Annotated in this window: 26 protein-coding genes; 17 read left to right on the plus strand and 9 right to left on the minus strand. The window is 61.0% G+C overall.

Translation table 11 applies throughout. The features are described 5' to 3' along the window. Positions 1–110: 110 nt before the first annotated feature. The 5 genes from HYX42_RS17860 (at position 111) to creD (ending at position 4,656) form a co-directional block, all read left to right on the plus strand. Positions 111–899: an ATP-binding cassette domain-containing protein gene (locus HYX42_RS17860; RefSeq protein ID WP_293405588.1), complete on the plus strand. Its 789-nt coding sequence runs from the start codon at positions 111–113 to the stop codon at positions 897–899. Positions 900–928: 29 nt separating this feature from the next. Continuing rightward, on the plus strand, positions 929–1,876 hold the full coding sequence (locus tag HYX42_RS17865) for an MlaD family protein (protein ID WP_293405590.1): 948 nt from the start codon (positions 929–931) through the stop codon (positions 1,874–1,876). Between the two features lie 11 nt (positions 1,877–1,887). Continuing rightward, the gene (locus tag HYX42_RS17870; protein WP_293405592.1) at positions 1,888–2,535 is read left to right on the plus strand and encodes an ABC-type transport auxiliary lipoprotein family protein; all 648 of its coding nucleotides are present in this window, start codon (positions 1,888–1,890) and stop codon (positions 2,533–2,535) included. Continuing rightward, complete coding sequence (locus tag HYX42_RS17875) at positions 2,508–3,164, plus strand: cyclic nucleotide-binding domain-containing protein (protein ID WP_293405594.1); 657 nt, start codon at positions 2,508–2,510, stop codon at positions 3,162–3,164. Before HYX42_RS17870 ends, HYX42_RS17875 begins: the two co-directional genes overlap by 28 nt. Before the next feature lie 112 nt (positions 3,165–3,276). Next, positions 3,277–4,656, plus strand: coding sequence for a cell envelope integrity protein CreD (gene creD / locus HYX42_RS17880; protein ID WP_293405596.1), 1,380 nt, complete (start codon positions 3,277–3,279; stop codon positions 4,654–4,656). A 26-nt stretch (positions 4,657–4,682) separates the two neighbouring features. Here creD and creC read toward each other — a convergent pair whose 3' ends face one another. The 4 genes from creC to HYX42_RS17900 form a co-directional block, all read right to left on the minus strand. Further along, positions 4,683–6,080: a two-component system sensor histidine kinase CreC gene (creC, locus tag HYX42_RS17885; RefSeq protein WP_293405598.1), complete on the minus strand. Its 1,398-nt coding sequence runs from the start codon at positions 6,078–6,080 to the stop codon at positions 4,683–4,685. Position 6,081: 1 nt separating this feature from the next. Beyond that, entirely contained in the window at positions 6,082–6,777 is a 696-nt protein-coding gene (gene creB / locus HYX42_RS17890; protein ID WP_293405600.1) for a two-component system response regulator CreB, read from the minus strand. Between the two features lie 11 nt (positions 6,778–6,788). Continuing rightward, a complete protein-coding gene (locus HYX42_RS17895) occupies positions 6,789–7,421 on the minus strand; it encodes a MarC family protein (protein ID WP_293405601.1) in 633 nt (210 codons plus the stop codon). A gap of 213 nt (positions 7,422–7,634) precedes the next feature. Further along, positions 7,635–8,381, minus strand: a complete 747-nt coding sequence (locus tag HYX42_RS17900) for an SDR family oxidoreductase (protein WP_293405603.1) — start codon at positions 8,379–8,381, stop codon at positions 7,635–7,637. Between the two features lie 115 nt (positions 8,382–8,496). Here HYX42_RS17900 and HYX42_RS17905 point away from each other — a divergent pair, with 115 nt between their 5' ends. The 3 genes from HYX42_RS17905 to HYX42_RS17915 are packed head-to-tail and all read left to right on the plus strand — an operon-like array spanning position 8,497 to position 10,834. Next, complete coding sequence (locus HYX42_RS17905; protein WP_293405605.1) at positions 8,497–9,186, plus strand: dienelactone hydrolase family protein; 690 nt, start codon at positions 8,497–8,499, stop codon at positions 9,184–9,186. Positions 9,187–9,195: 9 nt separating this feature from the next. Continuing rightward, positions 9,196–10,158: an amidohydrolase family protein gene (locus HYX42_RS17910; RefSeq protein ID WP_293405607.1), complete on the plus strand. Its 963-nt coding sequence runs from the start codon at positions 9,196–9,198 to the stop codon at positions 10,156–10,158. A 13-nt stretch (positions 10,159–10,171) separates the two neighbouring features. After that, entirely contained in the window at positions 10,172–10,834 is a 663-nt protein-coding gene (locus HYX42_RS17915) for a glutathione S-transferase family protein (protein WP_293405609.1), read from the plus strand. A gap of 222 nt (positions 10,835–11,056) precedes the next feature. On the opposite strand, the gene HYX42_RS17920 is transcribed toward HYX42_RS17915, so the two are convergent. Genes HYX42_RS17920 through hemB form a run of 5 tightly spaced genes read right to left on the minus strand, consistent with a single transcriptional unit; the run spans position 11,057 to position 15,295 of the window. Beyond that, positions 11,057–11,620, minus strand: a complete 564-nt coding sequence (locus HYX42_RS17920; protein ID WP_293405611.1) for a DUF1003 domain-containing protein — start codon at positions 11,618–11,620, stop codon at positions 11,057–11,059. A gap of 10 nt (positions 11,621–11,630) precedes the next feature. Next, complete coding sequence (locus HYX42_RS17925; protein ID WP_293405613.1) at positions 11,631–12,407, minus strand: DUF72 domain-containing protein; 777 nt, start codon at positions 12,405–12,407, stop codon at positions 11,631–11,633. Further along, positions 12,404–12,979 (minus strand): DUF2799 domain-containing protein, encoded by a 576-nt coding sequence (locus HYX42_RS17930; RefSeq protein WP_293405616.1) that lies wholly within the window; start codon positions 12,977–12,979, stop codon positions 12,404–12,406. Before HYX42_RS17930 ends, HYX42_RS17925 begins: the two co-directional genes overlap by 4 nt. 4 nt (positions 12,980–12,983) lie before the next feature. Beyond that, positions 12,984–14,234 (minus strand): magnesium transporter CorA family protein, encoded by a 1,251-nt coding sequence (locus HYX42_RS17935; protein ID WP_293405617.1) that lies wholly within the window; start codon positions 14,232–14,234, stop codon positions 12,984–12,986. 38 nt (positions 14,235–14,272) lie between these two features. Beyond that, positions 14,273–15,295: a porphobilinogen synthase gene (gene hemB / locus HYX42_RS17940; protein WP_293405619.1), complete on the minus strand. Its 1,023-nt coding sequence runs from the start codon at positions 15,293–15,295 to the stop codon at positions 14,273–14,275. A 489-nt stretch (positions 15,296–15,784) separates the two neighbouring features. On the opposite strand from hemB, the gene HYX42_RS17945 reads away from it, so the two are divergent. The 9 genes from HYX42_RS17945 to tuf form a co-directional block, all read left to right on the plus strand. Then, positions 15,785–16,207, plus strand: coding sequence for a CopD family protein (locus tag HYX42_RS17945; RefSeq protein ID WP_293405621.1), 423 nt, complete (start codon positions 15,785–15,787; stop codon positions 16,205–16,207). A 187-nt stretch (positions 16,208–16,394) separates the two neighbouring features. Further along, positions 16,395–17,465: a VanZ family protein gene (locus HYX42_RS17950; RefSeq protein WP_293405657.1), complete on the plus strand. Its 1,071-nt coding sequence runs from the start codon at positions 16,395–16,397 to the stop codon at positions 17,463–17,465. 9 nt (positions 17,466–17,474) lie between these two features. Next, on the plus strand, positions 17,475–17,822 hold the full coding sequence (locus tag HYX42_RS17955; protein ID WP_293405623.1) for a (2Fe-2S) ferredoxin domain-containing protein: 348 nt from the start codon (positions 17,475–17,477) through the stop codon (positions 17,820–17,822). Between the two features lie 16 nt (positions 17,823–17,838). Beyond that, entirely contained in the window at positions 17,839–18,477 is a 639-nt protein-coding gene (locus HYX42_RS17960; protein WP_293405625.1) for an alpha/beta hydrolase, read from the plus strand. 67 nt (positions 18,478–18,544) lie between these two features. Beyond that, a complete protein-coding gene (locus HYX42_RS17965) occupies positions 18,545–19,744 on the plus strand; it encodes a D-alanyl-D-alanine carboxypeptidase family protein (RefSeq protein WP_293405627.1) in 1,200 nt (399 codons plus the stop codon). Positions 19,745–19,911: 167 nt separating this feature from the next. Further along, entirely contained in the window at positions 19,912–20,289 is a 378-nt protein-coding gene (rpsL, locus tag HYX42_RS17970) for a 30S ribosomal protein S12 (protein ID WP_007851137.1), read from the plus strand. A gap of 202 nt (positions 20,290–20,491) precedes the next feature. Next, positions 20,492–20,965, plus strand: a complete 474-nt coding sequence (gene rpsG / locus HYX42_RS17975; protein ID WP_011481226.1) for a 30S ribosomal protein S7 — start codon at positions 20,492–20,494, stop codon at positions 20,963–20,965. Positions 20,966–21,184: 219 nt separating this feature from the next. Then, positions 21,185–23,287: an elongation factor G gene (gene fusA, locus HYX42_RS17980; RefSeq protein WP_293405650.1), complete on the plus strand. Its 2,103-nt coding sequence runs from the start codon at positions 21,185–21,187 to the stop codon at positions 23,285–23,287. A gap of 146 nt (positions 23,288–23,433) precedes the next feature. Then, a partial coding sequence (tuf, locus tag HYX42_RS17985; RefSeq protein WP_293405652.1) for an elongation factor Tu occupies positions 23,434–24,596 on the plus strand: 1,163 nt, incomplete at its 3' end.

Below are 24,596 nucleotides of genomic sequence, written 5' to 3' on the forward strand. Positions count from 1 at the left end.
CTGAGCCCCCACGTTCGCTCACTGCGTGTAGCTCTCTGCCCCCTCAAGGGGCTAATTTCCCCAGGGGCGGCCCGTCGGGAAATTGTTCACGATAACTTTCATGGGCAAGCATGACTGACGCCGTCGTGGAAATCAAAAAACTCTGGACCGTTTTTAAAAACGGCGACAAGGAGGCGGTCGTCCACAAAGACCTCGACATGACGGTCGAGCGTGGCGAGGTGCTGTCGCTGGTCGGTGGTTCGGGCACCGGCAAGACGGTACTGCTGCGCCAGATGCTGGGCCTTGAAAAGCCAACCAAAGGCGAGATCACCGTGCTGGGCCGGCCTGCCGAAGAACTCGGCAAACGCGGCGCGGCCACGCGTGTGGGCATGCTGTTCCAGCATGGCGCGCTGTTCTCGGCCTTCACCGTGCTGGAGAACATTGCTTTCCCGCTGCGCGAGCTGAAAGTATTGCCGCCTGACCTGATACGCGAAGCCGCCATGGTCAAACTGCAGATGGTGGGCCTGAAGCCTGAGGTCGCCGACAAGATGCCGAGTGACTTGTCAGGCGGCATGATCAAGCGCGTCGCGCTGGCGCGCGCCCTCATCATGGACCCGCCCCTGCTGCTGCTCGACGAGCCCACTGCCGGCCTCGACCCTGAAAGCTCGGACAGCTTCTGTTTGTTGTTGCGCGCCCTGCACCGCGACATGGACCTGACGGTGGTGATGGTCACGCACGACCTGGACACCCTGTTTGAGCTGAGCACACGCATCGCCGTGCTGGCCGACAAGAAGGTCATCGTCAACGATGCGCCGAAGGAAGTGGTGGCTTTCCCCCATCCCTTCATCCATGAATTTTTCCTCGGGGAACGGGGACAGCGCGCGATGGAGCTCTTGAGAGAGTATCCGTTTGCGGTGTAGATCAGAGAAAGCAAAGAGAGGTTTTCAAAATGGAAAACAAGGCACACGCATTTGTTGCTGGCGCATTCGTCATCGTGGTCACGGCGCTGCTGGGGCTGCTGGCGATCTGGCTGATGCGCGACAACACCGAGCGCGATATCTACGAAATGAGTACCGGTGAAATCATCTCCGGCCTGCAGCCTCAGGCTGCGGTGCGCTTTCGCGGCGTACCTGTGGGCAAGGTCGACTTCATCGGTTTTGACCACAAGATCCAGGGCAATGTGCTGGTGCGTGTGTCGATAGAGCGCGGCGCGCCCATCACCAAATCGGTGTTCGCCACGGTGGCCTCGCAGGGCGTGACGGGCCTTGGCTTCATCCAGCTGGATGACAAGGGCGGCTCAAAGGAGCGGCTGGTGCCCAACGACGACGACCCGCCGCGCATCCCGCTGCAACCCGGTGGCCTCGACAAGCTCCTCAAGCGCGGCGAAGTCATCATGGACCAGATCGAGCAGGCGAGCGTGCGTTTGAACAAAATGCTGTCCGACGAAAACCAGCAGGCCGTGACTACCGCTGTCACGCAGTTCGGCGAGGCCGCGGGCAGCATCAACAAGCTCGCCAGGGGGCTGGAGCCCACGGTCGCTTCACTGCCCGCGCTGTCGCGCGATACTTCTGCCACGCTCAAGTCCATCCGCACCACCAGCGACGAAGTCGGCGTGACGGCCAGACGCCTGAATGAAAAGGGCGGCCCTCTCGACAAACTCGCCGAAGGAGGCGCGGCACTGGCTGCCGGTGTTGAAACCTTCAGCGCCGCCACCCTGCCCAAGCTGGGTGAAGTGGCTGAAGAAACCTCGCGCACCATGCGCCAGTTGCGCCGTACCGTCAATGCGGTGGACGACAACCCGCAGTCGCTGATCTTCGGCAATGGTCCACCGCTGGCCGGTCCGGGTGAACCGGGCTTCAGGCCTGAGGCACCCAATGCCCCGGCACCGAAAAAATGAAGGGTCAAGCCATGAAACCAGTCCACCTTTTCACATCCCTCTGCGTGGCGGCAGCCCTTGCGGGCTGCTCTGCCCTGCCCGACAAGCCCACCCGCGCGCTGATGTATGACTTCGGCCCCGGCCCGCTGGCGACCCAGCCGACGACACGGCAGGCGTCCCTGCCGCCGCTGGCGATTGATGACGTCAGCACCTACGGCGGCGCGATTGAAAACATGTCGGTGCTTTATCGCCTGGCCTATTCAGATGAGCAGCAACTGCGCCCCTACTCGCAGGCGCGCTGGAGCATGCCGCCCGCGCAGCTGGTGCGCCAGCGCCTGCGTGAGCAGTTAAGCCAGAGGCGGACTGTTTTCACTCCCGGCGAAAGCGCGGCGCTCAACCGCAGCCAGAATGCCGTTCTACCGCGTGTGCTGAAGATCGAGCTGCAGGAGTTCAGCCACCTGTTCACCGCGCCGCAAACCAGCGTGGGCCTGATACGCATGCGCGCCACACTGATAGACGTGACCCCCGCCGGCGAAAAGCTGCTGGCCCAGCGCAGCGTGATCGTGCAACGCCCCGCGTCAAGCGCAGATGCGCCCGGCGGCGTGCGAGCACTGACGGCGGCCACGGACGCTGCCATCGAAGAGATAGACCAGTGGCTGCAGCAAGTCCCGGCGCGCTAGACGTCCGCACTGCAGGTGAAGTCCTGCAGGAAGGTGCGGGCTCGCCTGCCGGAAGCAAAACGCTCAAGCTCCGGCCGCTCCAGGAGCAGCTGCAGGACGCAGGCCTGACCGTCGTCGGCGCGTGTGGCCCGCTGTCGGGTTACGGTGAGGACTTGCTGAACGTGTCGCCCCTGCTGCAGGACATGACACCCGCCGAGGCCGACATACTGGGCCAGGCCATGCTGATGGTCCGTGCCGAACCCGGCCAGGTGCTGATACGCGAGGGCGACGCAGGCGAGTGGATGCTGTTGCTTCTCAAAGGCACGGTAGATGTCACCAAGCGGGTAGAGATCAAGAACGAAGAGCTGGGGGCAGACGGAAAACCCGAGGTCAGCACTTCACGCGTAGCCGTGATCCAGCGCGGGGCAGCGGTCGGCGAGATGTCCATGCTCGACAACGAACCGCGTTATTCGAGCTGCACCGCCATCGAGCAGGTGGAGGCCGGCGTGCTGGGCCGCAAGGAAATCGCACTGCTGATCCGCGACCATCCGGGCGTAGGTGCCAAGCTGCTGGTCAAGATCACGCAGCTCATGGCCCAGCGCCTGCGCAATACCAGCAACCAGTTGGTGAAGTTGCTGCAGAAAAAATAGGCCGCCGGAAGGCGCCTCACTTCACATTCGCTTCACAAGCGGGGTCAAGACCTCATCGCGGCTTCACAACCGATTTGCAAACTCCCTTCCTTCAACACGAAAGGAATGGGAAATGAAACACAAACTGGTTTCGCTTGGGGGCGTTTTTCTGCTGCTGCTGATGGGCTTGTTTTATATCAGCGGCATCGTTCACGACCGCCAGACATACCGGCAGGCCGCGGTCGACGGTGTTGCGAGAAGCCTGGCCGGTGCGCAGACCCTGACCGGACCGCTGGTGCAGATGGCATGTACCGAGGAATGGGCTTACAAGGAAGAAGACAAGGCCAAAAATGGCCGGCGTGAATTCACCGTGGTGGCAGCGCCGGCGAGCCTCAACGTTGGCGGAAATGCGAGACTGGAAGAACGCGCCCGGGGCCTGCACGCCGTTCAGGTCTTCGAGCTCAAGACCAGAATCACGGCGCAGTGGCCTGACTTCAGGGCGCTCACACCTGTCGCCAAAAACCCCAACGCGCGTGTCAGTTGCGGCCAGCCCTTGCTGGTTGTGTCTGTCTCCGATGCACGTGGTGTCCGGCATGCGAAGGTGACCATGGACGGGCAGGCGGTAACGCTCAAGCCGGGAACCCTGTGGAATGCGTATCCCCGAGGCGTCCACGCGCCACTGCCGGGAGGCGCAGCCAGGCAATCGCCGCTCGACGTTGTCGTCGACCTTGAACTGGTGGGTACCGAGCGTCTGTCCGTCGTGCCGGTGGGCGCAGACACCGTGGTCAAGCTGGAGTCCAACTGGGCGCACCCAAGCTTCAACGGACAATTCCTGCCTGCGGATCGCCAGGTGGGCGCAGCCGGCTTCAGCGCCAACTGGCGAGTAAGCACGCTGGCAAGCAGTGCCCAGTTGGCAGTAGCGGACGGCCGTGGCATTTGTTCGTCACAAGGGGATGCCGGCCCCGCTTCGGGCGGCAACTGCACCGAGGCCTTCGGCGTGAGCTTCATAGACCCTGCCAACACCTATGCCCTCAGCGACAAAGCCACCAAATACGGTCTGCTGTTTATAGGCCTCACCTTCCTCGCCGTGGGGCTGTTTGAATTCATGAAGGCACTGCGCGTGCATCCCATCCAGTACCTGCTGGTCGGTGCTGCGATGAGCATGTTCTTTTTGCTGCTGGTCAGCCTGTCCGAGCACATGCCGTTTGAAAGGGCTTATGCCGTGGCATCTGCGGCCTGCGTGTTGCTGCTGACCTATTACGCCAGCCATATGCTGGGCCGCTGGTCACGCGGCCTGCCTTTTGGAGCGGGCATTGCGATGCTTTACGGCATGCTGTTTGTATTGCTGCGCATGGAGCAGACGGCCTTGCTTCTGGGTGCTGTGACCCTGTTCGCAGTGCTTGCGTTTGTGATGACGCTAACGCGCCGTGTTGACTGGTATGCCAGATTCAAGTCGACGGAAAAGGGCGAAGCCTCAAGTGCCACACGGCACGTGGTTGAGGTGGCTGCATGATGTCCACCCCACACGCGCAGGCCGTATCAGAAATGCAACTCGACGCGCAGCCCGGGCTGCGTATTGAGAACCACCATGCTGCCCCCGTGCAGCAGCATGATTTGCCGGACGATGGCCAGGCCAAGCCCGGAGCCTTTGCTGTGCCCGTCAGGACGGACAGTGGAGAAAAACCGTTCGCCGAGTCGTGGCAAGGCATAGTCAGCTACGCCGGGACCGTGGTCCTGCACAGCGACCTTGTTGCGGCCGGCCTCGACCGTGATGGTGGAGCGTTCGGGCGCAAACGAGTACGCGTTCTCCAGCAGGTTGCTCAGCGCCAGCGCCAGCAGGCCGGGCTCAGCATGTACGCCAGCATCTTCCGGCGTCACCACGACTTCAAGAGTGTGCCGCAGCCTGGTGCTTTGGGCTGCAACTACAAACGGCTTGAGAAAATCGGACCAAAGAAGACGCTCGCGCTCTACCTGTGCGTGGCGTTGCTCGAGCTTCGTCAGCTCGAGCATTCGGTCCACCAGCGCCTGAAGGCGGCCGGACTGGTCAAGCACCTGCCCCGCAAAGTCGCGTCGCGCTTGCTCGGGCAGTTCGTCCTGCAGCAGCTCCCCCGCGCTGCGAATGGCGGCCAGGGGGCTTTTGAGTTCATGCGTCAGTGCACGTACGTAGCCTTCTATGTACTCGTGGCCCTCAAGCTTCAGGCGCATGGCGTCAACTGCCATGGCCAGCTCACCCAGCTCGCCCGGTATTTGCGGCACCGCCGGCTTGGCGCCCTGGCCGACTGCGTTGGCATAGTGGCGCAGCTTGCGAATGCTCCACACCACCCACAGCGTCACGGCCACACCAATGGCCAGCGACAGAGCCAGCAACAAAAGGCCGCTTAGCAAAATCTTGCGCTCTGCCCTGTCGATGAAGGCCTGTATCGTCGACATGGGCTTGGCGACCGTAAGCACGCCTATGGTTTTGCCCTCATGTGTGACGGGCGCGGCGACATACATCACCGAGGTGCGGTCGTCCTGTTGCACCTCACGTGTGGCGCGTGCGCCGTACTCGCCACGCAGGGTGCGCGCCACATCCCGCCAGCGTGAATAGTCCTGCCCCGTGGCCTGGTTTTCAGAGTCGAACACCACCTTGCCGGTGGCATCCGTAACGTAGACGCGAAAGTCGAGCGACTGTTTGGCCATGCCCCATATCTGCACGTCTATGGGCCGCTGCGCATAACTGCGCACGTGGGTCGCAAAACGCCCTGACTCTATCTTGTCGGTGGAAAGATCGTCGCTTGCCAGTTCGGCCAGGATATTGGCGGTATCCACCATCATGTCTTCCATCACCTCACGCACGCTGGGCCTTACCTCGACCATGAACACGCGCAAGGTAAAGAAAGCCGCCAGGCCTGTGACCAGGAAAAAGCCGAAGAGAAGACGTATGCCGAGACGCATGTCAGGCCTCGATGCAGTAGCCCATGCCCCTGTGGGTCACGATGTGGTCATGCTCCGGGCTGACGGCAAGCAGCTTGGCGCGCAGCGTCTTGATGTGCGTGTCGACCGTGCGGTCTGTGCTGTCGGAGTCGGCGCCCCACACGGCGTTGAGCAGCTCGTTGCGCGAGCGGATGCGCCCGCGGTGCGATAGCAGGTCGGCCAGCAGGCCGAACTCGCGGCGCGTCAGGCTCAGGACCTGGCCGTGCAGGCTCACGCGCTGGCCGGCGGTGTCTATCTCGAACGGTCCTGTGTCCGCCCTGGTCGGTGCAGACGCCGGCATGCGGGTGCGCCTGAGCATGCTGCGTACGCGGGCCAGCAACTCGCGTGTGCTGAAGGGTTTGGTCACGTAGTCGTCCGCGCCCAGTTCGAGTCCCAGCACGCGGTCGATCTCTTCGCCGTGGGCGCTCAGTATCAGCACCGGCAGGCTGCTGGCTGCTGCCGTGCCCGCGCGCACGTCGCGGCACAGGTCCAGGCCACTGCCGTCGGGAAGCCCGACATCGAGAATGAGCAGCTGCGGCGGACTGGCCTGCAGCTGTTGGCGCGCATCTTTGAGCAGCAGGCAATGGGTGACGGACAGGCCAGCGCGCTCGAGCGCGTAGATGATGGATCTGGCAATCGCAGGGTCGTCCTCGACGAGCAGGATGTGGGGCGGCGCCATGCGTGACAGGATCAGGTTCGAAGTATCGGGAACAGCTTGCCAAGCCCGTCAGCCATCACTTCCACGGCGAGCGCAGCGAGTATCAGGCCCATCAGCCGTGTCATCACATTGATGCCGGTTTTACCGAGCACGCGTGCAATTGGTTCGGCCAGTGCGAAGCAGACCGCAGTTGCAAGGCCAATCACCACACCGTAAATCACCAGCGTGCCGAGCTGAAAAACCGTCTGTGCCTTCTGCGCGTAGATGACGACGGTTGAAATGGTGGCCGGGCCGGTCAGCAGCGGAATCGTCAGCGGCACCACGGCAATGCTGGCGCCCATGGCGGCTTTTTCTGCGCCGTCTTCCATCTCGTGGGTGTGCGCTTTCGCTTCAGCGGGCTGCGCGTTCAGCATGTTCATTGAGCTGATGAGCAGCAGCATGCCGCCACCGACCTGAAAGCTCGCCAGCGAGATGCTGAAGAAGTCGAGGATCTTCAGGCCCAGCACTGCGCTGACCGTAATCACCAGAAAGGCGCTGAACGATGAAATGCCAATCGTGCGTTTGCGCTGCGCAGGTGAAAAGCCCTGCGTGTAGTGAATGAAAAACGGCACGATGGCCAGCGGGTTGACGATGGCGAGCAGGGTGATGAGCGGTTTGAAGTCCATACTAGCCCCCACGCTGGTTTTTGGGGTCAGAGTCCAAATTCGCCAAGCCTTCGGCTTGCCCGCAGGGTGCGGTGCATTGCACCGCTACGAAATTGGCGTCTGACCCCAATAACCAGCTGCCCCCCGAGGGGGCCGCTGCGCCTGCGGCCTGGCAAAGCCAGTTCCGCGGCCCCTGCTTGCCTTGGGCTGCTCTTGTGTTGACGACTGCCACAATCATCGGGCTCCCGCCACATCCAGCAGCGCGCCGTTGGTGTAGCTGGATTTTTCAGACAACAGCCAGATGATGGATTCGGCCACTTCATTCGCAGTACCCGCACGCTGCATGGGCAGTTGCGGTGCCATGTCCTTCGCCCTGTCTGGCAAGCCGCCCGAGGCGTGAATCTCCGTTTCAATGATGCCCGGCCTCACGGCGTTGACGCGTATGCCTTCGCCCGCCACTTCTTTCGACAGGCCCAGCGTGAAGGTGTCGATGGCGCCTTTGGCGGCTGCGTAGTCGACATAGCTGCCTGGTGAGCCGAGACGTGCAGCGGCGCTCGACACGTTGACGATGGCGCCGCCTTGGCCGCCATAGCGTGTGCTCATGCGCTTGACGGCTTCGCGGGCGCACAGGAATGAGCCGAACACGTTGATCTCGAACATACGTTGCAGTCGTGCCAGTGTGATGCCGTCCACCCGGGTGTTGACGTCCACCACACCAGCGTTGTTGACCAGCGCGGTCAGGCGGCCAAATCGGGCGTCGACCATTTCAAACATGGCCACAACCTGCGCTTCATTGGCCACATCGGCCTGCACGGTGATGGCCTGCCCGCCACCTGCGTGTATTTGTCGCACGACTTCATCGGCGGCCATTGAGTTGCTGGTGTAGTTGACGGCGACTGCGTAGCCTTCGCGCGCCGCGAGCAAGGCTGTGGCCGCGCCTATGCCGCGTGAAGCGCCTGTGATCAAGACTGTTTTTGTCAAAGCCTAACTCCTGCAAAAAATGCCAATCCGATGTACAAACAAAGGTTGGGCCAGTCAATGTACTTTACTGGCACGCAGGGACATCCATATTTTTCACATCAGGAGCAAATACACCATGGGTAAATTCATCGACCTCAAGGCCGCAGACGGTTTCACCTTCCCCGCTTACGTGGCCGAACCCGCAGGCAAGCCCAAGGCTGCCGTGGTCGTGCTGCAGGAAATTTTTGGCGTGAACTCTCACATCCAGCAGGTCACAGACCGCTTTGCCGCCCAGGGCTATCTGGCCATCGCGCCAGCGATCTTTGAGCGCGTTGAAAAGGGCGTGGACACCGGTTACAACGAAGCCACCATGAAGGCCGGGATTGCACTGAAAGCCGCCGTGCTTGCGTTGCCGGGCGCGGGCATCATGCAGGACATCCAGGCCTCCATAGACCACGTGGCCAAGGCCAGCGGCGGCAAGGTCGGCATCATCGGTTTCTGCTTCGGTGGCCTGCTGGCCTGGCGAGCCGCCGAGCAACTCAGCGGCCTGAGTGCATCCGTGCCTTACTACGGCGGCGGCATGGTGGCCCCTGAAGAAATCGCACGCCAACCCAAGGTGCCGGTCATGGCGCATCTCAGCGACCACGATCACTCCGCCCCCATGGAAGGCGTGAATGCCCTCATCAAGGCGCACCCTGAAGTCGAAGTGCACGTCTACAACGCCGACCACGGCTTCAACTGCGACCATCGTGGCGCCTACAACGAGGAGGCTGCCACCAAAGCGCGCGAACGCACTTTGACCTTCTTCGCCAAACATCTGGCGTAAGCGCAGCCCATGCGCACGCTGCGTTTGCTTGCCCTTGCTGCGCTGGCTGCGTGGGCGGCAGCGGCCAGCGCGGCCGACTACACCGGCCCGCTGTTCGACGCCCACATGCACTACAACGAAGAGGCGTGGAAGTGCGAACGCAGCGCAGGGCCGCCCCAAGCAAGTTCAGCCCCCTCGGGGGGCAGCGCATTACGCGAAGCGAAAAGCGTGGGGGCCTCATGTTCGGGGCCGAATCCGCCTGCGGACGTTTTGGCGCGCATGCAGCGTAATGGTGTGAAAGCGGTTGTTGCCAACTCGCGCCCCAACGATGGCACCAAGGCGCTGGCGGCGACGGAGCTGAGCAAGCAGTCGGGCGTAACCGTCGTGCCGTTCATCCGGCTGTACCGCAACCGAGCCGATTACGACAACTGGTTTCGCGACGAGACCATTTACGACATGGTGCAGGCCGAGTTTGCGCGTGGCGTGACGGGCAGCCAGGCCGGGCCGTACAAGGGCATAGGCGAATTCCATCTGTATGACAGCGCCAATGCCAACGGGCCGGTGGCGAAAAAGTTGATGCAATTCGCAGCCAAAAACAAACTCGCCGTGCTGGCGCATGTGGACGACACGGCGATTGATTTGCTGATGGCACATGCGCCGGATGCGCGCCTCATCTGGGCACACACCGGCATAGGCGGGCCACCGGTGTCGCGTGTCGATGCGCTGTTTGCCAAATACCCGCAACTGATGGGTGAGCTGTCTTACCGGCCCGGCCTGACCTGTGAAGGCGGCAAGCTTTGCCCCGAATGGCGCACCTTGCTGCTCAAGTACCCGAACCGGTTTTTGATCGGCTCCGACACCTGGGTGGTGCAGCGCTGGCAACAGTACGACGATTTGATGAAGGGCTACCGCGCCTGGCTGGGTGACTTGCCGCCCGATGCGGCGCGCAAGATCGGCTGGGAGAACGCGGCCAACCTGTTTGATGTGAAGTGAGCCTGCACCGGCCATGATCCAGTTGTTTTATTCGCCCAGTACGGCCGCCATGGCCCCGCACATCCTGCTCGAAGAGCTGGGGGTGCCGTTTGAAAAGATACTGGTCGACACGGCCCAGGGCGCGCACCGCACCGAGGCCTATAAAAAGCTCAATCCCAACGGCACCGTGCCTGTGCTGGTCGATGGCGATCTGGTTCTGTATGAAAGCGCCGCCATCTGCCTGCACCTGTGCGACACACACCCGGCGGCCGGGCTGGCGCCTGCCATCGGCACTGCGGAGCGTGCCCACTTTTACAAATGGCTGATGTGGCTGACCAACACGCTGCAGGCCACGCTGATGGTTTATTTCTATTCAGAGCGCTGGGTGAAGGACGCTGACGCCGCCCGCGCGGCTGAGCTGAAAGCGCAGGCCGAATTGAAAGTCGGCGTGCTGCTGGACCAGCTGGACGCCGAACTCGCCCGGCTGGAAACCGCCGTCCCTTCGCCGTGGCTGGTGGGCGGGAGGTTTTCGGCGGTGGACGCCTACGCGCTCATGCTGTGCCGCTGGACCCGCAACTTTGCCTCAAGGCCGGCCCGCGACCTTCCTCATCTGGGGCCTTATCTTCAGCGCGTACTGGCGCGGCCGGCGGTGGCGCGGGTGTTCAAGGCGGAAGAACTGGCGCAGCCCTGGGTTTGAAGACTGCGCGAGAGGCGATTTGCTATTAAATAAGTAGCTGCTCACGTACGTATTTATTGGCTTGTAGCCATTTTCATGCCTGAAAACGGCCTTTTTTTGGCTGTTTTGGCGGCTTCAGGCGGATAAAAGCACGTGGTGAGCCTGAAAAGTTAATATGGAAGTTAACTTTTGATTATTTTTTTAACGTACACGTCAAATTTTTGCCGTGTACATCAATTTTTTTTAGTCGTCAGCGCCCGGCGCCCGGGCAGACGAGGTGGCCCGCTGCGCCTGTTCAATCTGGCTGATGAGTTTTTCCGGGTCGGTGTCTTCAGTCAGGATGCGCAGGTCTGTATCACCCGGGTCGTCCACGCCGACCTTTTGGGCTATGCGTTCAAGCAACTGCAGCATCTTGGTGTTTTCCTGTTCGGTCAGCAGGTTGATCTGCAGATCGAGCTGGTTGCGCCTGTCGCTGATGCGCAACTCGTAGTTCTGGCTGATGAGGATGAAGGACGAGAGAAAAATTGCTTCCAGCGACACCACCAGCGTGAGAAAGGTGAACGGGTAGGGGTCGAAGTGGTGCAGCCGGGGAAAGGTGTTGAACACAATCCAGGCCGAGAACACGGCCACATGTATCCAGACGAAGGTCATGGAACCGCAAAACCCCGCAACAAAGGCAGCGATCCGGTCCGTCCGGCTGCGGTTGGCCAGCGCGTTTTCCTCCACGCGGCGCATGGACTGCACGTTCTCGCGGGTCAGGTCATCGGCACAGAATCTGGCGGCCTGGCTGCCGGGCAATCCACTCATGTCCTCTCCTTCAGCTTGCTTTTGCTTGTGATGTCTTGTTGCAGTTCACCATGGCCTGCGCCACATACAGTGCGTTGCTTGTGGCGGCACCGCTGGCTGTATTGTCGAAAATGCACCAGACGGCGGCGTCAGACGCCGCCGCAAGTTGCAGCCGGATGGCAAGCGCATCAAGCACTGTCTGTGAATAGGCCGAGTAGTACATGCGCGGCGAACCGTGCAGGCGGACATAGACCAGGTGCGGGTCACCGCCAGGCCAGCGGCCTGCGTCAAACCTGACGGGGTCGGCGAGTACCCGTGCCACGCGGTGCGCCGCCAGATGCTGGCTGACTTCTTCACCGAACCAGCTTTTGTGGCGCGCCTCCAGCGCGACCGGCCCGTCATGGGCAATGCGCAGCGTTTCAAGAAAACTGCGGCTTGCCATGTCGTCAAAGGCCAGGCTGGGCGGCAGCTGAACCAGCAGGCAGCCCAGACGGGTGCCGAGCCCGGCGACCTGTGCCAGAAATCCGCCCAGCAAGGATTCGCAATCCTGAAGGCGCTTTTCATGAGTGATGGTTTTCGGCAGCTTGACCGAAAAGCGGAAATCCGCCGGCACGCTCTCCGCCCAGCGCGCATAGGTTTGGGGCTGGTGCGGGCGGTAAAACGACGAGTTGATCTCGGCGGCGTTCAGCCTCGCGGCATAACGTTCAAGATGGCTGCCATGCGCAGGGAATGACGGCCACGCGTCTCTGGGTAAATTCCAGCCGGCACAGCCGATGTGTATGTCGGTTGTTGCCAGTGGCTGCTTCATCTGGGCATCTGGCGCAGGTCGTTGCGCAGGCGGTCCAGGCGGCGCTGCGCCGCCTGCTGGGCGTCGCGCGCATCGGCAATGCGCCTGTCGGAGCGCGACAGCAGCTCGCGCAATTGCGCGCGGCGTTCATCCGGCGTTTTTGAATCGCGCAGTTCGGCATCCATGGCGCGCTGTTCGCTTTGCAGCCTCGCGACGGTTTTTCGGGCGTCCTGCTCGGCGTAAGCTGCCTGGTGAAAGACGCGGAAATTGCTGTCCATTTGCGGCGGGCACACACCTGCATACGTGCGGCCCGCAAGGCCTTCATTGATGGCGTTGTCGGGACGGCAATAGTTGAGCAGGCCCTGGTCACGACCGGCGCGGTAGATGGCGACCTCAACGCGCTGGCCTGCCTTGCTGCAGGACTCGTAGTAATCGGCGCTGCGGTCAACCCGGCCTTTGCTGCCGTCTTCAAAGCCGCGCCTGCCCCAGTCCGCCGTGGCGCATTCGGCAGGCGTCATGGCCTCGCAACCGGCCAGTATTGCAAGCATGGCAGCCATCACCAGCAAACCGATTCTGCGTGCCGGAATTGTCATCAGGCTATCGGCGGGTGCGCGCGATGTACTGCTTGCGCCAGAAAACGGTGCCGACCACCACAACGATGAGCAACATGAAGCTGAAGGTCCACCAGAAACCCGAGATATGGTGGATCAGCGGCATGAACTCGAAATTCATGCCGAAGAAGCCGGTAATCAGGTTCAGCGGCAAAAAGATGGCTGTCAGCGCGGTCAGCGTGCGCATGATGTCGTTGGTGCGGTTGCTCTGCGCGCTGAAGTGGATCTGTACGACGGTCTCTGCGGATTGTTCCAGCCGCCTGGCGTGATGCACGACGCGGTCTATGTGCTCGATCACGTCGCGCGCCCTGGCCACCAGCTGGTCGCGCTGGCCCTGTGCGGCCAGCATGGCCTCGGCATTGCGCCGTTCCGGCTCGTGCGGGCCGCCGGCAGTCGTGCCGTCGGCGAAAGCCACCGGCTGTGGCATGGTCCCCCGCAAGAAGGACGACAGCGGCTGCTCGCGCAGCGTGTCCAGCCATTCCTGCATGGCGTCATGCTGCTCGTCGCACAGGTCTTCAAGCACATGCAACTGGCTGCGCGCGGTCATCAGGGCGCCCCAGTTTGAAAAACGTGTGCCCGGTTTCAGCAGCTCGGCCTGCCAGTGTTCGAGCTGCCTGGTCAGGTCCTTGCGCAGGTCCAGGTAGCTGTCGACCATGGCGTTGATCATGCGCAGCACCAGGTCTGCCGGGCTGATCGGCAGGCGGTTGCGCGAGAGCGTGGGGTCTTGCCGCGCGGTCTCCACACTGAATTTCGCATCGGCCAGAAAACGCTGGATAAAACTTTTGGCGGCGTAACAGCCATGCGGATGCACGCTGATCAGAAAGCGGTCAAACACCGCGAAACCCACCGCCTTGGAACTGATGCGGTTGAACGCCGGCATGCCGCCGCGCGGCTTGATGCGAGCCTTGCCGCCCTGGCCGTGGTAGGTCTCGATGGCGGCTTCATGTTCGGCTTCGCTTTGTGTCTCGAACTGCGTGGCCAGGCGCCTGAAGATGATCAGGTCATAAATCGATGTCGAGTCGTAGTGCGAAGGGTGCACCGCACTGGCCAGATCCTGGCAGTGCAGGTCAAGCAGGGTAGAACCGCCAAGGCGCAGGGCGGCCTCCTGCAACTGCGGCCGAGCGCCTTCAAACTCTTCACGGTCCAGCAGTATCCAGACAAAACCGTCTGTTGGCGGCTGGTCCGGCACAGCATCGACAAAACGCAGGCTGTCGGAGGTGAATTCAATGATTTGCACGCGTGAGCCTTTGGCGTTTGGAGGGGCGATACCGCTATTTACGCCTGTTGCTGCTTTAGCAGCCGTGCAGCATCCAGCGAGAAATAGGTCAGCACACCATCGGCGCCGGCACGCTTGAAGGCCAGCAGGCTTTCCATCATCACCGCGTCGTGGTCCAGCCAGCCGTTTTGTGCGGCGGCTTTCAGCATCGCGTATTCGCCGCTGACCTGGTAGGCGAAGGTGGGTACCCTGAATTCGTCCTTCACGCGGCGCACCACGTCGAGGTAAGGCATGCCGGGCTTGACCATCACCATGTCGGCGCCTTCGGCGATGTCCATGGCGACTTCGCGCAGGGCTTCATCGGTGTTGCCGGGGTCCATCTGGTAGACCTTTTTGTCGGCCTTGCCCAGATTGCCGCTGGAGCCAACAGCATCACGAAACGGGCCATAAAACGCGCTCGCATATTTGGCGCTGTAGGCCATGATGCGGGTGTGGATCAGCTTCTTCGCTTCGAGCGCCTTGCGGATGGCGCCAATCCTGCCGTCCATCATGTCGCTGGGTGCGACGATGTCGACGCCGGCCTCGGCTTGGCACAAGGCCTGCTGCACCAGCACCTCGACGGTTTCGTCGTTCATGATGTAGCCGTTGTCATCAGGCAGGCCGTCCTGGCCGTGCGTGGTGAAGGGGTCCAGCGCCACGTCGGTCATCACGCCCAGTTCGGGAAAGCGCTTTTTCAGTTCGCGCACCACACGCGGCACCAGGCCTTCGGGGTTGGTGGCTTCCTTGCCGTCCCAGGTCTTGAGCGAGCCATCGACTACGGGGAACAGCGCCATCACAGGTATGCCCAGCTTCACGCACTCTTCGGCCACGGGCAGCAACAGGTCCAGACTCAGGCGTTCAACGCCGGGCATGGAGGCCACGGCTTCACAGCGCCGCTGGCCGTCCAGCACGAATACCGGGTAGATCAGGTCATGCGCGGTCAGGGCGTTTTCACGTACCAGGTTGCGGGTAAAGGCATCACGCCTCAGGCGGCGCGGCCGGCCCGCCGGGAAAGGCGCAAAGTTGGAAGCGTGGAGGGTCATGGGCAAATTGTGCCAAAGCTTTGCGCAGGGCACTGAGTATTTGGTCTGACGCCGCAGATGCCAGGGCATGCGCGCAGCATGCAAAGTGTTGCTTTCTGCGCTAACTTTACTTAGTCACCTCAGAAAAACTTGCCAAACCGGGGATGGGATGATTAAATTCGTATGTGTGGTTACCAATTCGGTAGTCGCATCCCGCTTTACCTCCCTGAGCGGGGCCTTCGCGTGTCAAAACAACGAGGCTTGAGCGCCCGGTGGCTTCGTGCCATCCGGGCATTTTTTTTGGGTGGTTCCATAAATTCGCGCAGCGGGCGAATTGCTGCGTTGCGCGGTGCTCGGAATCCTCATGCACACAAGTGCATTCCGGTGTCCTGTGCTCCGTGCGCCTTGCACTTCATCCCCCTGCGCAAATTTCTGGAAACCACCCAAAGCTCTGGCTTCGCATCGGAGCAAGCTGCACTTGGTTTTATCGTTGGCGAATAAACTAGGCCCATGCTTTGGGTCAAATCGCTTCACATTGTTTTTATTGCCAGCTGGTTTGCGGGGCTGTTTTACCTGCCGCGCATTTTTGTGAACCTGGCCATGGTGCCTGCGCAGAGTATTGCCGAGCGAGAGCGCCTGCTTTTGATGGCGCGCAAGCTGCTGCGCTTCACGACCATCCTGGCTGTGCCTGCCTTGGGGTTTGGGCTCTGGCTTTTTCTGGGTTACGGCATTGGCAAGGGCGCGGGCTGGATGCACGCCAAGCTTTTTGTCGTACTTTTGGCGCTGGGCTACCACCATGCCTGCTGGAGCCTGCTGAAAAAATTCAAGGCCGGGCGCAACACCCGCAGCCACCGCTGGTACCGCTTCTTTAATGAAGTGCCGGTGCTTCTGATGCTGGCGGCGGTGATTCTGGTTGTTGTCAAACCTTTCTAAATGGCAATGGGCAATCCAGTCAGCCCTCACTCTTCGCCAGCGGACGCCAGCGAACCGGCTTTGCCGGGCGCAATGCGTCGTCCCCTGCAAGGGGAAAAGGCGCTACACGGAGCAAAGCGCAGTGAGCAACGATAGGGGTGTGCCAAATGCTGGTGTGAAAACCTCGGCATGGCCTTTGGCTCTGGCGATGATTTGCCTTGTCGTCTACGCCAGCCTCTATCCCTTTACGGAGTGGCGTGATCAGGGCATATCACCGTTTGCCTTTCTGACGGCGCCGCTGCCCAAATACTGGACGGGTTTTGACGTTGCCGCCAACCTGGGCGGCTACATGCCGCTGGGTTTTTTGCTGGCGCTGTCTGCCCTGCGCAGCCGCCGCGTGACATGGGCTGTGACGGTTGCCGTGCTGGCCTCGGGGCTGCTGTCGCTGTGCATGGAATCGCTGCAAAGCTATCTGCCCCGGCGTATTCCTTCCAATGTTGATCTGGCGCTGAACATCGCCGGGGCATGGGTGGGGGCCTGCGTGGCCTGGGCGCTTGAAAAGCTGGGTATTGTGGACCGCTGGAGCCGGTTTCGCGCCCGCTGGCTTGCACATGACGCACGTGGCGCGCTGGTGCTGTTGATGCTCTGGCCGCTCGCGCTGCTTTTCCCGGCGTCCGTGCCCATGGGCCTGGGCCAGGTGTTCGAGCGGCTTGAGCTGGCACTGGCCGATATGTTGACCGACACACCTTTTCTGGTCTGGCTGCCGGTACGCGAGATTGAGCTGCAGCCGCTGGTGCCCGGCACCGAGCTGATCTGTGTGGCCCTGGGTGCGCTGATTCCCTGCCTGCTGGGTTATTCGGTCATTCGAGCCATCTGGCAGCGTGCCGTCTTTTCGCTGGTGATCCTGTCGCTGGGCATCGCGGCATCGGCCCTGTCTGCCGCCCTGAGTTACGGGCCAGACCATGCATGGGCATGGCTTGACCTGCCTGTGCAGGCGGGGCTCTGGATGGCCCTGGTGCTGGCCTTTGTGCTGCTGCCGCTGGGGCGCCGCGGGGCATCGGCCTTTGCCCTGCTGGCGCTGGCCATCCATCTGGGGCTGCTGAACCAGGCACCGGCCAGCGCCTATTTTGCGCAGACCCTGCAAACCTGGGAGCAGGGGCGGTTTATCCGCTTTCACGGCATTGCGCAGTGGCTGGGCTGGCTATGGCCCTATGCGGCGCTGCTGTATGTCCTTACGCGGCTGTCGGGCCGCGAGAAGCCCGCAGCAGGCGGTACGTAAAATCGGGTGATGACTCCAGCCATTCCCCCAGACTCCTATTACGAACGGCATATATTTTTCTGCCTTAACCAGCGCAAGCCGGGTGAGGACTGCTGTGCCGATCACCGCGCACAGGAGGGATTTGACCGCTGCAAGTCAGCCGTCAAGAAAGCCGGCCTCTCCGGGCCGGGGAAAGTTCGCGTGAACAAGGCGGGCTGCCTGGACCGCTGTGCCGGGGGCCCGATCGCCGTTGTCTATCCGGAGGCTGTCTGGTACACCTATGTGGATGGGAGTGACATCGATGAAATCGTCGAGTCCCACCTCAAAAACGGCAAGGTGGTGGAGCGCCTGCTGACGCCACCGGGCGTGGGCCGCTGAGGCTGGCAGACGTCCCATGAATTCCCAGACCCGGAAAACCGTTGTCCAGGGCGCTGCAGGCGCGATTGAAGTCGCCATTGACGGGCCTTCAGGCGGCGCGCCGTCCAAAGGCATGGCCGTAATTGCGCACCCTCACCCGCTGTTCGGCGGCACCATGGACAACAAGGTCGTGCAGACCCTGGCGCGTGCCTTCACGCAGTGCGGCTGGACGGCCGTGCGTTTCAACTTTCGCGGTGTCGGCGGCACGGCCGGCACCCATGACGAGGGCCGCGGCGAGCTGGACGACCTGCTCGCCGTGGCTGCAGGCGTAGCACCCGACGGCCCGCTCTGCCTGGCAGGCTTTTCATTCGGTGCCTTTGTCACAACACATGCCTTTGGGCGCCTGAGCGTTTCACGGCCGATTGAAAAACTGGTGCTGGTAGGTACCAGCGTGAGCCGCAGCGTCGCAGCACCGATTGATGCGGAAGCCCACCTCAAGACACTGGTTGTGCATGGCGAAGAGGACGACACCGTGGCCCTGTCGGCGGTGATGGACTGGGCCAGGCCGCAAGCACTTCCTGTTACGGTTATTCCCGGGGGCGGCCACTTCTTTCATGGACAATTGCCCCTGCTGAAAAATCTGGTGGTTCGCCACCTGTCTTCGACGGTGGTCTGACTGCTGTTTGCTGCCCTTTCTCCCTCTTTCCTCCCTGTCAATTCCCGCGTTACCGGATTTCCCATCAATGTTCTGTTTTATCAAGGCCGACAAGGCTTTCTCCGGCCTGCTGCTGGCAACTGCCCTGTTTGTTTCTTCCGCTGTGCAGGCCCAGGCGCCGCAACCCCCCGAAATCGCCGCACGCTCCTACCTGTTGCTGGATGTCACCGCCAACCAGATTCTGGCGGCCAAGGACATTGATTCACCGGTGGAGCCGGCGTCGCTCACCAAGCTGATGACCGAATACCTGGTGTTTGACGCGCTCAAGGCCAAAAAGATAGATCTGAAGCAGACCCTGCCGGTCAGCGAGCGCGCCTGGAAGATGCCCGGCTCGCGCATGTTCATAGACCCGAAAATGCAGGTGCCGGTGGAAGACCTGATCAAGGGCATGGTGGTCCAGTCCGGCAACGACGCGACCATGGCGCTGGCGGAGGGCGTGGGCGGCAGTGCCGAGCATTTTGTAAAGCTCATGAACGAGCAGGCCAAAGCGCTGGGCATGAAGTCCACGGGTTACAAAAACCCGGAAGGCCTGACGGAGGCCGGCCACACGACCACCGCCCGCGACCTCAGCATATTGGCCACCCGCCTGATGACTGATTTTCCGGATTACGTGGGTTATTCGGCCATCAAGAAATACCGTTACCCCGGAACGCCCGCCGCCAATGACACCAACCGCAATACCCTGCTGTTTCGCGACCCCAGCGTTGACGGGCTGAAAACCGGCCATACCGAAGCCGCCGGTTATTGCATCATCGCGACCGCAAAGCGGGACTTTCCCAACCTGGGCGCCGGTGGCGCGCCCGGCGGCCGCCGTCTGGTGGCGATTGTGCTGGGCACGGCCAGCGACAGCGCCCGGGCCAATGAGTCTCAGAAACTGCTGAACTGGGGCTATACGGCGTTTGAAGCCGTCAAGCTGTTTGACGGCAACCAGGCCGTGGTGTCGCCCAATGTCTGGAAGGGCAAGTCAAACGTGGTCAAGCTGGGCCAGTTCCAGCCTCTGGTGGTGGCAGTGCCTGCGGGTTCCGGCGGAAAACTCAAGACCCAGGTGGCCAGGCCAGACCCGCTGGTCGCGCCGTTCACGCGGGGGCAGCGCATCGGCAGCCTGAAAGTCACAGCGGGTGATAACCCTGCGGTGGTTGCCGAGGTGCCGCTGGTCGCGCTGGAAGCTGTCGAAGAGGCCGGAATCCTGGGTCGCGCCTGGGATGCTGTCCGGCTCTGGGTCAAATAGCCCCGCTTCAAGCCAAAAAACGTCATTCAGGGTCTTTGCGGTTTGAATCGTCACCCCTGATTTGCGGCATTTGGCCCGAACTGCTACACTCATAGGCTTTTCTGGATTTCCAGAGAGATTTCCGTTTTCACGTTATCTGTTAGTTTCAAACGTTTGGGACGTTTTCAATGCCAACCATTAATCAGCTAGTCCGTCAGGGGCGCGAGGTCGAAAAGATCAAGTCCAAGAGCCCTGCGATGGAGAACTCTCCGCAGCGCCGCGGTGTGTGCACCCGTGTGTACACCACGACGCCTAAAAAACCAAATTCCGCCCTGCGTAAAGTCGCCAAAGTGCGCCTGACCAACGGGTTCGAAGTCATTTCCTACATCGGCGGCGAAGGCCACAATCTCCAGGAACACAGCGTCGTGCTGGTTCGTGGTGGTCGTGTCAAGGATCTGCCTGGTGTGCGTTACCACATCGTCCGTGGTTCGCTCGATCTGCAAGGCGTGAAAGACCGCAAGCAGTCGCGCTCCAAGTACGGTGCGAAGAAGCCAAAGGCCAAATAATCCGGCCCGGCACGAGCCTCGCGGTTCGGGCCAGATGATGTGTCACAGCGTCGTCAAAACAAGGTGTTCAACTCGCCCTGGCAGGTAGGTTGAACGAAGTGACCCAAGTGCAAATAGTTGCACCGGTCGAGTAAGTGAGGGTTTTGATAACCCTCGCGGTGCGGTCGAAAGACGGTACCAACTGAAGCAAAGAGGTGAAAAAATGCCACGTCGTCGCGAAGTCCCCAAACGTGAAATTCTTCCAGATCCAAAATTTGGCGATGTCGATCTCGCCAAGTTCATGAACGTGATCATGCAAGGCGGCAAAAAGGCCGTCGCAGAGCGCATCATTTATGGCGCGCTCGACTTTATCGAGAAAAAGAACCCTGGCAAAGACCCGCTCGAGGCTTTCCACATGGCCATCGGCAACATCAAGCCCATGGTTGAAGTGAAGTCCCGCCGTGTTGGTGGTGCAAACTACCAGGTGCCGGTTGAAGTTCGCCCTGTCCGCCGCATGGCCCTGGCCATGCGCTGGCTGAAAGAAGCCGCCAAGAAGCGCGGCGAGAAGTCCATGTCCCTCCGTCTGGCCAATGAGCTGATGGAAGCCACCGAAGGCCGTGGCGGTGCCATGAAAAAGCGTGACGAAGTTCACCGCATGGCAGAAGCCAACAAGGCGTTCAGCCACTTCCGCTTCTGATTTTTTAAAGAAGCATGTTTGCTGCGCACGTGGGGTGCGCTTCATCCGGGTTTTGCGCGCCGCTGGCGCCTTGATTACGGGTGCTTCAACCCCACTTCTGCCGCTGGGCGATCACGGGATCCGTGATGCCCGGTCCGGCAGACGCGTAGAAAGCATGAAGATGTTTTCAGCAACGTCTCTTTGTTTTCCTTGTTCGTTACCCCGAACTGAAAGTAATTTATGTCCCGCGCAACCCCCATTCAAAACTACCGCAACATTGGTATTTCCGCGCACATCGACGCCGGCAAGACCACGACCACCGAGCGGATTCTCTTTTATACCGGCGTGAACCACAAGATTGGTGAAGTTCACGACGGCGCTGCGACCATGGACTGGATGGAGCAGGAGCAGGAGCGTGGCATCACGATTACTTCCGCTGCGACCACCTGCTTCTGGAAGGGCATGGACACGTCCCTGCCGGAGCACCGTATCAACATCATCGATACCCCTGGCCACGTTGACTTCACGATTGAAGTCGAGCGCTCCATGCGTGTGCTTGACGGCGCCTGCATGGTGTACTGTGCTGTGGGCGGCGTTCAGCCACAGTCTGAAACCGTCTGGCGTCAGGCCAACAAATACAAGGTTCCGCGCCTTGCCTTCGTGAACAAGATGGACCGTACCGGCGCCAACTTCTTCAAGGTCGTCGAGCAGATGAGGCTGCGCCTGAAGGCCAGCCCCGTGCCCATGGTGATACCCATCGGCGCTGAAGAAAACTTCACCGGCGTGGTTGACCTGCTCAAGATGAAGGCCATCATCTGGGACGAAGCTTCCCAAGGCATGAAGTTCACTTACAGCGACATCCCTGCAGAACTGGTCGAGACCGCCAAGGAGTGGCGCGAGAAGATGGTTGAGGCTGCTGCCGAAGCGTCTGAAGAATTCATGAACAAATACCTTGAAGAAGGTGATTTGACCGAAGCAGAAATCAAGCTGGGCATCCGCACGCGTACCATCGCCAGCGAAATCCAGCCGATGTACTGTGGCTCGGCTTTCAAGAACAAGGGTGTTCAGCGCATGCTGGACGCCGTGATTGAATTCATGCCGTCGCCTATCGACATTCCACCTGTCAAGGGTATGGATGAAGACGAAGCGCCTGTCACCCGCAAGGCGGATGACGAAGAGAAATTCTCTGCGCTGGCGTTCAAGCTGATGACTGACCCGTTTGTGGGCCAGCTCACCTTCGTGCGCGTTTATTCCGGCGTCCTGAAAAAGGGTGACAGCGTTTACAACCCGATCAAGGGCAAGAAAGAGCGTATTGGCCGTATCGTTCAGATGCACGCCAACAACCGCGAAGAAGTCAGCGAAATCCGCGCTGGCGACATCGCTGCATGCGTGGGCCTGAAAGACGTGACCACGGGTGAAACCCTGTGTGATCCGGACGCCATCGTCATGCTGGAGCGCATGGTGTTCCCTGAGCCTGTGATTACGCAGGCCGTTGAGCCAAAAACCAAGGCTGATCAGGAAAAGATGGGCATTGCCCTGCAGCGTCTTGCTCAGGAAGATCCTTCTTTCCGCGTCAAGACCGATGAAGAGTCCGGCCAGACCCTGATTGCCGGCATGGGCGAGCTGCATCTGGAAATCATTGTTGACCGCATGAAACGCGAGTTTGGCGTTGAAGCCAACGTCGGCAAGCCGCAGGTCGCTTATCGCGAAACCATCCGCAAGACTGTGGAAGACGCAGAAGGCAAGTTTGTGCGCCAGTCGGGCGGCAAGGGCCAGTACGGTCACGTCGTGCTCAAGATTGAGCCGAATGAGCCTGGCAAGGGCATAGAGTTCATCGACGCAATCAAGGGCGGTGTGGTTCCCCGTGAATACATCCCTGCGGTTGAAAAGGGCATCAACGAAGCTGTGACCAGCGGCGTGCTCGCCGGGTATCCGGTGGTGGATGTCAAGGTCACGCTGCATTTCGGTTCGTACCACGACGTTGACTCGAACGAACTGGCCTTCAAGATGGCTGCCATCTTCGGCTTCAAGGAAGGCTGCCGCAAGGCCAGCCCGGTGATTCTCGAGCCGATGATGGCTGTTGAAGTCGAGACGCCTGAGGACTACGCCGGTAACGTGATGGGCGATCTGTCCTCACGCCGCGGCATGGTGCAGGGCATGGAAGACATGGTTGGTGGCGGCAAGGCCATCAAGGCAGAAGTGCCGCTGTCCGAAATGTTCGGTTATTCGACCACGCTGCGCTCGATGTCTCAGGGCCGTGCGACGTACACCATGGAGTTCAAGCACTACTCTGAAGCGCCGCGCAATGTGTCTGAAGCCATCATGGCTTCACGCGCCAAGTAAATTGCAAACCGGTGCCGGCTCCCAGGGGCTGGCACCACTTTTTTCCTGTCTGCGATTGTGTGCCCCTCACTGCCCGTGGTGATGGAACAAGCAACACAGTGCAAACGTTAAACCTCACACGGGCACGTTCTTTACTGGAGTTTTAAATGGCAAAAGGCAAATTTGAGCGGACCAAGCCGCACGTCAACGTCGGCACGATTGGCCACGTCGATCACGGCAAGACAACCCTGACGGCAGCGATCACCACCGTGCTCGCACAGAAGTTCGGCGGCGAAGCCAAGGGCTACGACCAGATCGACGCAGCACCTGAAGAAAAAGCACGCGGCATCACCATCAACACCGCCCACGTCGAGTACGAAACGGCCAACCGCCACTACGCCCACGTCGACTGCCCAGGCCACGCCGACTATGTCAAGAACATGATCACCGGCGCAGCCCAGATGGACGGCGCCATTTTGGTGTGTTCCGCCGCTGACGGCCCCATGCCCCAGACCCGCGAGCACATCCTGCTCGCCCGCCAGGTCGGCGTGCCCTACATCATCGTGTTCCTCAACAAGTGCGACATGGTCGACGACGCCGAACTGCTCGAACTCGTTGAAATGGAAGTGCGCGAGCTCCTCGACAAGTACGACTTCCCCGGCGACAGCACCCCCATCATCCACGGCAGCGCCAAGCTCGCCATGGAAGGCGACAAGGGTCCCCTCGGCGAAGAAGCCATCATGAAGCTCGCAGAAGCTCTGGACACCTACATTCCCCTGCCAGAGCGCGCAGTTGACGGCGCCTTCCTGATGCCCGTCGAAGACGTGTTCTCCATCTCCGGCCGCGGCACCGTCGTCACCGGCCGTGTCGAGCGCGGTATCGTCAAGGTCGGCGAAGAAATCGAGATCGTCGGTATCAAGGACACCCAGAAGACCACCTGCACCGGCGTCGAGATGTTCCGCAAGCTGCTCGACCAGGGCCAGGCCGGCGACAACGTCGGTATCCTGCTGCGCGGCACCAAGCGTGAAGACGTCGAGCGCGGTCAAGTTCTGTGCAAGCCCGGCTCCATCAAGCCGCACACCCATTTCACCGGCGAGATCTACGTTCTGTCAAAAGACGAAGGCGGCCGCCACACGCCATTCTTCAACAACTACCGTCCCCAGTTCTACTTCCGCACGACGGACGTGACCGGTGCGATCGAGTTGCCAGAAGGCAAGGAAATGGTCATGCCGGGCGACAACGTGTCGATCACCGTCAAGCTGATCAACCCGATCGCCATGGAAGAGGGCCTGCGCTTTGCCATCCGTGAAGGCGGCAAGACCGTCGGCGC

The organism is Polaromonas sp. (genome assembly GCF_016185115.1).
GTDB lineage: Bacteria > Pseudomonadota > Gammaproteobacteria > Burkholderiales > Burkholderiaceae_C > Polaromonas.

Bases quoted from the DNA above. Each gene is read 5' to 3' on its own strand.
- HYX42_RS17860 (WP_293405588.1), top strand. From the start codon at position 111: ATGACTGACGCCGTCGTGGAAATCAAAAAACTCTGGACCGTTTTTAAA.
- HYX42_RS17865 (WP_293405590.1), top strand. From the start codon at position 929: ATGGAAAACAAGGCACACGCATTTGTTGCTGGCGCATTCGTCATCGTG.
- HYX42_RS17870 (WP_293405592.1), top strand. From the start codon at position 1,888: ATGAAACCAGTCCACCTTTTCACATCCCTCTGCGTGGCGGCAGCCCTT.
- creD (WP_293405596.1), top strand. From the start codon at position 3,277: ATGAAACACAAACTGGTTTCGCTTGGGGGCGTTTTTCTGCTGCTGCTG.
- creC (WP_293405598.1), bottom strand. From the start codon at position 6,080: ATGCGTCTCGGCATACGTCTTCTCTTCGGCTTTTTCCTGGTCACAGGC.
- creB (WP_293405600.1), bottom strand. From the start codon at position 6,777: ATGGCGCCGCCCCACATCCTGCTCGTCGAGGACGACCCTGCGATTGCC.
- HYX42_RS17895 (WP_293405601.1), bottom strand. From the start codon at position 7,421: ATGGACTTCAAACCGCTCATCACCCTGCTCGCCATCGTCAACCCGCTG.
- HYX42_RS17905 (WP_293405605.1), top strand. From the start codon at position 8,497: ATGGGTAAATTCATCGACCTCAAGGCCGCAGACGGTTTCACCTTCCCC.
- HYX42_RS17910 (WP_293405607.1), top strand. From the start codon at position 9,196: ATGCGCACGCTGCGTTTGCTTGCCCTTGCTGCGCTGGCTGCGTGGGCG.
- HYX42_RS17915 (WP_293405609.1), top strand. From the start codon at position 10,172: ATGATCCAGTTGTTTTATTCGCCCAGTACGGCCGCCATGGCCCCGCAC.
- HYX42_RS17920 (WP_293405611.1), bottom strand. From the start codon at position 11,620: ATGAGTGGATTGCCCGGCAGCCAGGCCGCCAGATTCTGTGCCGATGAC.
- HYX42_RS17925 (WP_293405613.1), bottom strand. From the start codon at position 12,407: ATGAAGCAGCCACTGGCAACAACCGACATACACATCGGCTGTGCCGGC.
- HYX42_RS17930 (WP_293405616.1), bottom strand. From the start codon at position 12,979: ATGACAATTCCGGCACGCAGAATCGGTTTGCTGGTGATGGCTGCCATG.
- hemB (WP_293405619.1), bottom strand. From the start codon at position 15,295: ATGACCCTCCACGCTTCCAACTTTGCGCCTTTCCCGGCGGGCCGGCCG.
- HYX42_RS17945 (WP_293405621.1), top strand. From the start codon at position 15,785: ATGCTTTGGGTCAAATCGCTTCACATTGTTTTTATTGCCAGCTGGTTT.
- HYX42_RS17950 (WP_293405657.1), top strand. From the start codon at position 16,395: ATGATTTGCCTTGTCGTCTACGCCAGCCTCTATCCCTTTACGGAGTGG.
- HYX42_RS17955 (WP_293405623.1), top strand. From the start codon at position 17,475: ATGACTCCAGCCATTCCCCCAGACTCCTATTACGAACGGCATATATTT.
- HYX42_RS17960 (WP_293405625.1), top strand. From the start codon at position 17,839: ATGAATTCCCAGACCCGGAAAACCGTTGTCCAGGGCGCTGCAGGCGCG.
- HYX42_RS17965 (WP_293405627.1), top strand. From the start codon at position 18,545: ATGTTCTGTTTTATCAAGGCCGACAAGGCTTTCTCCGGCCTGCTGCTG.
- rpsL (WP_007851137.1), top strand. From the start codon at position 19,912: ATGCCAACCATTAATCAGCTAGTCCGTCAGGGGCGCGAGGTCGAAAAG.
- rpsG (WP_011481226.1), top strand. From the start codon at position 20,492: ATGCCACGTCGTCGCGAAGTCCCCAAACGTGAAATTCTTCCAGATCCA.
- fusA (WP_293405650.1), top strand. From the start codon at position 21,185: ATGTCCCGCGCAACCCCCATTCAAAACTACCGCAACATTGGTATTTCC.